Below are 6,833 nucleotides of genomic sequence, written 5' to 3'. Positions count from 1 at the left end.
ATTTTCGCATAAAAAGCTGCTTGTCTGGTGATCAACCTAATCGGGGTAATTTGATTAAGGATCAACGGATATGACCGAGACAGCATTTATTAATTACGTGAATCAATTTGGTGAGCATCAAAAACGTTCTATGTTCGGAGGTATTGGCCTCTTTCAAAATGACGCTATGTTTGCCTTATTGAGTGAAGGTTGTTTATTCATTAGAGGTGGTAAGTCATTAGATAAAAAACTGGCAGATCTTGATTGTGAAAAGTATCGCCATGTGAAAAAACAGACAACAGCAACCGTAAATTACTACGATATTACTGACCTGTTCACATGCGAACATCCTGAATTGGATAGCATTATTCGTACTTCTATCGATAATTCAATTCAGCAGCGCAGCTTCAAGAAGTCATCTGCTAGCCGTAGATTAAGAGATCTTCCTAACATGCAGCTTACGTTAGAGCGCATGGTGAAAAAGGCGGGTGTCGACGATGTTTCTATGTTTATGCAGTTAGGCGCACCAGAAGTATTTAATAAGGTTCGCAAAGCGTACGGAAACGATGTTGACCTAAAACTACTTTGGAAATTCGCGGGTGCGATTGATGGTATCCACTGGAAACTATTACAAGAACCACGCAAGCAGCAATTACTAAAGAGCTGCCACTAAAGAAGTCGTCCTTATATGCTTGAAGTTACAGTTTATAAATAAAAACCGAGGAATAAATCCTCGGTTTTTTTGTTTGTGTCTCGACTAAAGAGACTGAGTATTCTCTTAGAACCCGAAGGCTCGAACTCGTCAGCTAAGTATTAGTACTTGAAGCGAGCTGTGAACATTAGCTGATCACCGTAGAAGTCGTTGATACGAGCTTCAGCGCCGATAGAGAATAGCTCTGTAGAGTGGAAACGTGCGTAAACAGAACCGATCCAATCATCGTTGTCATCGATAGAAACGTAACCACCTTTACCACCAACTTCTAGTTGTGGACCAAGCCATTGGCGAACACCAATGTTCACTTCCATGCCAATGTCAGTAGAGCTTGTATTTTCAGGTTGAACGATGCGCGCTAGCATTTCACCTGTTAAGTCAGCCCAGTTGTTGATTGGAGCGTGGAAACCAAGACCAACAGCAGAGTCGAAATCACTTTCAAATTCTGAATCAATGCGCGCAATTGCGTGAGCATTCGGGTGGATAGACTTACTGAACGCGCCACCAAATGTAACAGGGCTAGCACCGATACGTGCTTCGAAGTAATCGTAGCTGAAGTTGCTCATTACTTGTGGTTGTTCTTCGACAGCTAGCGCTTGGCTCGAAGCCAACAGCATAGCGGTAGTAAGTAGTATTTTGCGCATAACGACCGTAAACCTTTATTAGTGTTAATTCCTTTGGCTTGAGAGAAATCGACAAACCATAAACATCGAGATAGTTTAATCTAACTCACGGAAAAGTAATCCATTAAAATGTAAATCCTTAATCATTTAGTTAAAAAATAAACAAATTAAGGGTCAGTCTGCTACGTAGATCTCATGTTTTAGAGCAAATAAGAAAACGAGATGAGTAAATCATCCAAATTTTATATGTATCCATTGGCGTCTTATATTGACTGCTGTTTATCTCATTGCCCTTCAAACGTTAATTGTTAACGTTATTCTCCAAAGCTTGTGCGCTTGTCTGCCATCGAGGTAAGGATGCGCTCTGTATCAAGAATGGAAGTCCAATTCAGTAGCTGTTTATCGTTGGCAATTACGTAATCGGTTAGCTGCTGAGTAATGGTATCTCTGAGCTGATCACCTTGCCAAGGTTTCGAAATATAGAAATCGAGGGCCGCGTTATTAATGGCCGTTACCGTATCTTCAAGCCCCGCTTGCCCGGTGAGCAGCAGCTTGCGCGTAGGCTTTGTAGAGTCGTGCTGGTTAAGTTCTATAAGAAAATCGATACCTGTTTTTTCCGGCATGATGTGGTCGCACAAGATCAGAGCGAGCTGAATACCACCTTGTCCCATCTCTTTAATCACTTGCTTGGCTTCATCCACTGATTCTGCGCCCTCAACCACAAAATTATCTTCAAACATCGTTAAATCTTGAAGCACACTATTGAGCACTTCTGGTTCATCATCGACACATAAAATTAAGTACTTATTCATGAGGTGCTCCTTCTTGTTTGAACGGCAGCCATACTTGCATGTGAGTGTGGCTTCCAACCTCAGACTCCACCAAAATAAATCCTTGATGGGCCGAAACGATCTGTTGAGAAATAGATAACCCAATCCCTAAACCAAAGTTACCTTCTTTTTTGGTCGTGAAATTAGGGTTGAAAATAGAATGAATGTCTTCTTTAGCGATTCCAATGCCTGTGTCTGATATCTGCACCACTAGAAACGTTTGATTGTCTTTATTCTGTTGTGAAGTGGAGATAGAAACCTTGCCTCGCTCTGGAATGGCATCGAGTGCGTTAGAAAGAAGGTTGGTCCAGACTTGTTGCAACGCCAGTGATTGGCAGAGCAAAGGGGGTAAGCTGGTGTCGTAGTGCTTTTCAAGTTGATGGTGTTTTAAGCGGTTTTCAAAGATCACCAAAGTGTCTTCGATGCCTTCGTGTATGTCTGTGTAATGGCGAAGCTCATCGTCTTCACGTGCATAGCTTTTTAGGCTCTTAACCATGTCGGCAATGCGCTTGCTACAAACTTGAATGGATCGGATAGAGTTGCCGACGTAATGGTAATGCTCTAAGTCGTTGAGTAACTCTTTACCCGCAACAGGGGACTCTTTTAGGGTCTCTAAAACCTTAGCATCTTGGCTTAAATTCAATCTCACCGCTTTTTTTGCTAGGGCACGATCATCTATGGTCGATGCTAAATGTTTTACCAGTTGTCTCTCCTGAGAAGTGGAGAGCGGTTTGGCTAATTTTGAACACGCCAGCACCTCTGTTCCTTTATTGGATTCGGGAACTGCGAGGTTCTCGAGTATCTGGTCTAGATGCTCTGATAGCGTTTCAATACTTCTCATAATTGCCGCTATGGGGTTATTAAGCTCATGCGCGACACCAGCGACAAGTTGCCCAAGCATGGCCATTTTCTCTTTTTCAATCAATTGCTGGTGTGCAGACTCCAGTGATTCAAGTGTTTGTTGAAGCTTGATTTTGTTGGTGATACTACGTTGTAAGCGGCGATTAAAATGACGGAGCAGTAGGTTAGTAAACAAAGGCAGCAAAGTATTATTGGAATGCATCACCTGAGCAAAACTCTCTTTATCAAGTTTAATAACTCGAGTTGGGGTGAGAGTGATCCCAGTAGAGAAAGAAGGTTCGCCCGTCACAAATGACATTCCACCAACGATGTTGCCTTTAGAGTGACGCACGACCTCTCGCTGCTGTCCTAATTCATCTTTCTTGTAGAGAGCGACTTCACCCTCAATGATCAACCACAAGAAGCGATTATCTTCTCCTTCAACCGTTAACAAATGCTCTGGTGAGTAATCGCGAATCGCTCTGGTCTTGTCATCTTTAGAGAAGACCTCTTGCAAGGCATTGAAGACACGTTCAGCGAGCGCATTGTCTGAGAGCTGGTGGTAATCGTGAATAAAACCTGATTGAAAAGATTGAATCTTTTGTTCTATGTGTGCTCTTAATAAGCGCTGTTGATCTAACGCATCACTATAAGACAACAGGTTTTCAGAGTCGTATTGGATAACAAAAGACGTCAGCTCCTTTTGAGCCGACTTGAAGAGAACCTTATCCTGAACCGGTTTCGTTAGGCAGTGATTCAGCCTGCCTTCGTTTACCGCTGTTAGAATGGATTGAATGTCTGACGACGCGCTGACCAAAATGGTTCTAGCAGTATTACTATGAGGAAGCTGTTCAAGTTCAATAAGAAACTGCACGCCATTAAATTCAGAGTGATGGTGAGTGATCACCAAAGCGACCGTTTGGTGGTTGTCATGGATGTCTTCCAATGCGTGGTGCGCATCTTCAATGTTCTCGGCGGTGTAGATATCGAACACACGAGACAACGGAGCTAATTCCGTACGGATGCGCTCGATGCTAACTGGATTATTGTCCAAACAGATAACAGCGTATTGATTCACAGTTTCCCCTTAGTAGTCGCAACGCTTCTAGCCTAGCAAGAACTGTTGATTAAGGATGAGAGCTAGCCGTTAATTTGCTGAGTGATTTGAAGTATCGAGCAATAGACTGATTTAACTCAATGTTTCTTGTTTGCGACTGATGGGTTAGACTGAAAAAAAACAAACACATGTAGAAAGAGAACTCATGGAACAGTTAAGAAAAATTGGCGCAATTGGCGGCGCAATCTCATTGGCTCTTTGTTGGCCTCTAGCGGTTGGGCAAATTGGACAAAATGCGATTACTGATGGCGTTGCAAAACTTAACAATTCGAGCATTCAAGCTGAGATCGTTGAGTACGATAGAGGTTACCTTTCTTCTAATGTAACCACTCGCATCACTGTGACGGATGAAAACTTAAAAGAACAACTTGCGATTGATGGCTTAGCAAGTGAGTTTGTCGTTAATAGTGCGGTTAGCCATGGTTTGGTTAGCCTTAACGCTGTTTCGACGTTAGACAATGCAGACATCCTGCCACTGACTTTAACGACGAGCACAGAGCTGAACGGCAATACGGATTTCGACTTCGAGCTAAGCCAATTCAATCATCAAGGTACTGATGAGAATGGCACCTCGGTGTCTATCACTAAATCGAACCTGAGCGGTCACGCTACTGTCTTAGGCCAAGTGGATTACCAGCTTTCTATCCCTTCTGTTCAAATCGATTTTGAAACGGGTGAAGAGGTGACACTGTCAAACCTGAAAGGTACGGGTTCAGGCCAACAAGCTAAAGGTTACTGGCTAGGCACGCAGAACTTCACGATTGATAGTTTCTTGATTTCAGATTCGGCAATGCAGCCATTTATGACTATCGAGAACTCAACCTATGACTTTGAATCTCACCTAGATGAAGCAACTAAGCGTCTACGCAGCAACCTTAAACTGGATATCGCTAATATCGAGACGAGTGAAGGGCAAGTGAACAACTTAAACGTTGATTTCGAAATGTCTAAACTCGATAGCGAGTCGTTCGAGAAAATCTTTGAGATTTACCAGTCTAATCCTGTTCTAACACAAGAAGACGTTGCTGAGATCATCCCATTCATCGACATTCTGTTTGCTAAGGGCTTCGACCTTTCAATGAACAACATGTCACTAGAGTTAGGCAAAGGCCAGTTTGAATCGAAGTGGTTGGTGAGTGTTCCTGAAGGTACAGAAAACATCAGCAGTAACCCGTCAATGATTATGCCTGCACTAACGGGTAATCTTCACTCGAGTTTCTCAAATGGGCTTGTAGAAGAGTACCCATTCATTCGTGAAGGTATCGATGAGTTGATCGTGATGGAAATGATCAAAGAAACGGACAAGGGTTACGAAATCAGCGCTGACCTAAAAAATGGAAACCTAGTGTTTGAAAATGGACAAGAAATTCCACTAATTGCACTACTTATGCCGGCTTTTGTTCAATAAAACTGAGTAGGCAAGAATACTCATAGGGCAATTTAGCGCATTAAGTTAAAGATTTTGTACTGTACGAAACAAAAGAGGTCATAAGACCTCTTTTGTTGTTTTTATGTTGAGTAAAACATGGTATTACTTGCATAGTTATTATTTAGCAGGAGCAATCATCCCCATGGAACTTACATTAGATAACGTATTCAATTTTAGTGCTGGCCCAGCGGCTTTGCCTAAGCCAGTAATGAAACAAGCACAAGCTGACTTCATTGATTGGAACGGTTTAGGCACTTCCGTTATGGAAATCAGCCATCGCAGCAAAGAATTTATTAAAGTTGCCGATGAGTCTGAGCAAGACCTACGTGATCTTCTGAACATCCCAGACAACTACAAAGTTCTGTTCTGTCAGGGGGGCGCTCGTGCTCAATTCGCCGCTGTGCCTTTAAACCTTCTTGGTGATGCAACAAAAGCAACTTACATTGATGCGGGCTACTGGGCTGAAAGTGCGGTTGCTGAAGCAAGTAAGTACTGTGAAATCGATGTGTTCAATGCAAAAACGACAGTCGATGGTAAAGCTGCTGTGGTGCCAGCAAAAGACTGGAAAATCGATCCTGAATCGGCTTATGTTCACTTCTGCCCGAATGAAACCATCGATGGCATTGAGATCAGTGAACTTCCACAAACCGACAAGCCTATTGTTGCTGATATGTCATCTAACATCTTGTCTCGCAAGATCGATGTGTCTCAATATGGTGTTATTTATGCCGGTGCGCAGAAGAACATTGGCCCTGCGGGTATCTGTATCGCTATCGTACGTGATGATCTGCTTGATCTTGCAAATGACGTATTGCCAAGCATTCTTAACTACAAAGTGCTGGCTGAAAAAGACTCTATGTTCAACACGCCACCAACTTACGCTTGGTACTTGTCTGGTCTTGTTTTCAAATGGTTGAAGGCTCAAGGCGGTGTTGAAGCTATGGAGCGTGTGAACCAAGAAAAAGCAGCACTACTTTACAACGCGATCGACGATTCTGATTTCTATAAGAACGAAGTGCACGCAGCAAACCGTTCAAGAATGAACGTACCGTTCCAACTTGCGAAACCTGAGCTAGATGCGAAGTTCTTAGAATTGGCTGACGCTGCTGGTCTTAAGTCACTGAAAGGTCACCGAGCTGTAGGTGGTATGAGAGCATCACTTTACAATGCGATGTCTTTAGAAGGTGTGCAAGCGCTTGTCAGCTTCATGAAAGATTTCGAAGAGAAATACGCTTAAATCTGTCTACCCGAGATTAAACATTTAAAAGAGGAGCTAACGGCTCCCCTTTTTTTTTTTTTTTTT

Annotated in this window: 6 protein-coding genes; 3 read left to right on the top strand and 3 right to left on the bottom strand. The window is 42.8% G+C overall.

Annotated features, from left to right (window positions below; genetic code table 11):
• Positions 1 to 70 precede the first annotated feature (70 nt).
• Positions 71 to 652 carry a TfoX/Sxy family DNA transformation protein gene (locus BCT81_RS02960; RefSeq protein ID WP_004741568.1) on the top strand — a complete coding sequence of 194 codons (582 nt, stop codon included), beginning with the start codon at positions 71 to 73 and terminating at the stop codon, positions 650 to 652.
• A gap of 140 nt (positions 653 to 792) precedes the next feature.
• Here BCT81_RS02960 and BCT81_RS02955 read toward each other — a convergent pair whose 3' ends face one another.
• The 3 genes from BCT81_RS02955 to BCT81_RS02945 all read right to left on the bottom strand — a co-directional run bounded on the left by BCT81_RS02955 (position 793) and on the right by BCT81_RS02945 (position 4,062).
• Positions 793 to 1,335 (bottom strand): hypothetical protein, encoded by a 543-nt coding sequence (locus BCT81_RS02955; RefSeq protein WP_102423198.1) that lies wholly within the window; start codon positions 1,333 to 1,335, stop codon positions 793 to 795.
• 293 nt (positions 1,336 to 1,628) lie between these two features.
• Complete coding sequence (locus BCT81_RS02950) at positions 1,629 to 2,126, bottom strand: response regulator (protein WP_102423197.1); 498 nt, start codon at positions 2,124 to 2,126, stop codon at positions 1,629 to 1,631.
• Positions 2,119 to 4,062 carry an ATP-binding protein gene (locus BCT81_RS02945; RefSeq protein WP_102423196.1) on the bottom strand — a complete coding sequence of 648 codons (1,944 nt, stop codon included), beginning with the start codon at positions 4,060 to 4,062 and terminating at the stop codon, positions 2,119 to 2,121. The genes BCT81_RS02950 and BCT81_RS02945 overlap by 8 nt, the downstream gene beginning before the upstream one ends.
• A gap of 184 nt (positions 4,063 to 4,246) precedes the next feature.
• Here BCT81_RS02945 and BCT81_RS02940 point away from each other — a divergent pair, with 184 nt between their 5' ends.
• Together BCT81_RS02940 and serC are read left to right on the top strand one after the other, a co-directional pair.
• Entirely contained in the window at positions 4,247 to 5,509 is a 1,263-nt protein-coding gene (locus tag BCT81_RS02940; RefSeq protein ID WP_102423195.1) for a DUF945 family protein, read from the top strand.
• Positions 5,510 to 5,672: 163 nt separating this feature from the next.
• A complete protein-coding gene (gene serC / locus BCT81_RS02935; RefSeq protein ID WP_102423194.1) occupies positions 5,673 to 6,767 on the top strand; it encodes a 3-phosphoserine/phosphohydroxythreonine transaminase in 1,095 nt (364 codons plus the stop codon).
• Positions 6,768 to 6,833: the final 66 nt, after the last annotated feature.

This window comes from Vibrio sp. 10N.261.52.A1, assembly GCF_002876325.1.
Lineage (GTDB): Bacteria > Pseudomonadota > Gammaproteobacteria > Enterobacterales > Vibrionaceae > Vibrio > Vibrio chagasii.
This window is presented reverse-complemented; position numbering and strand designations above follow the sequence as displayed.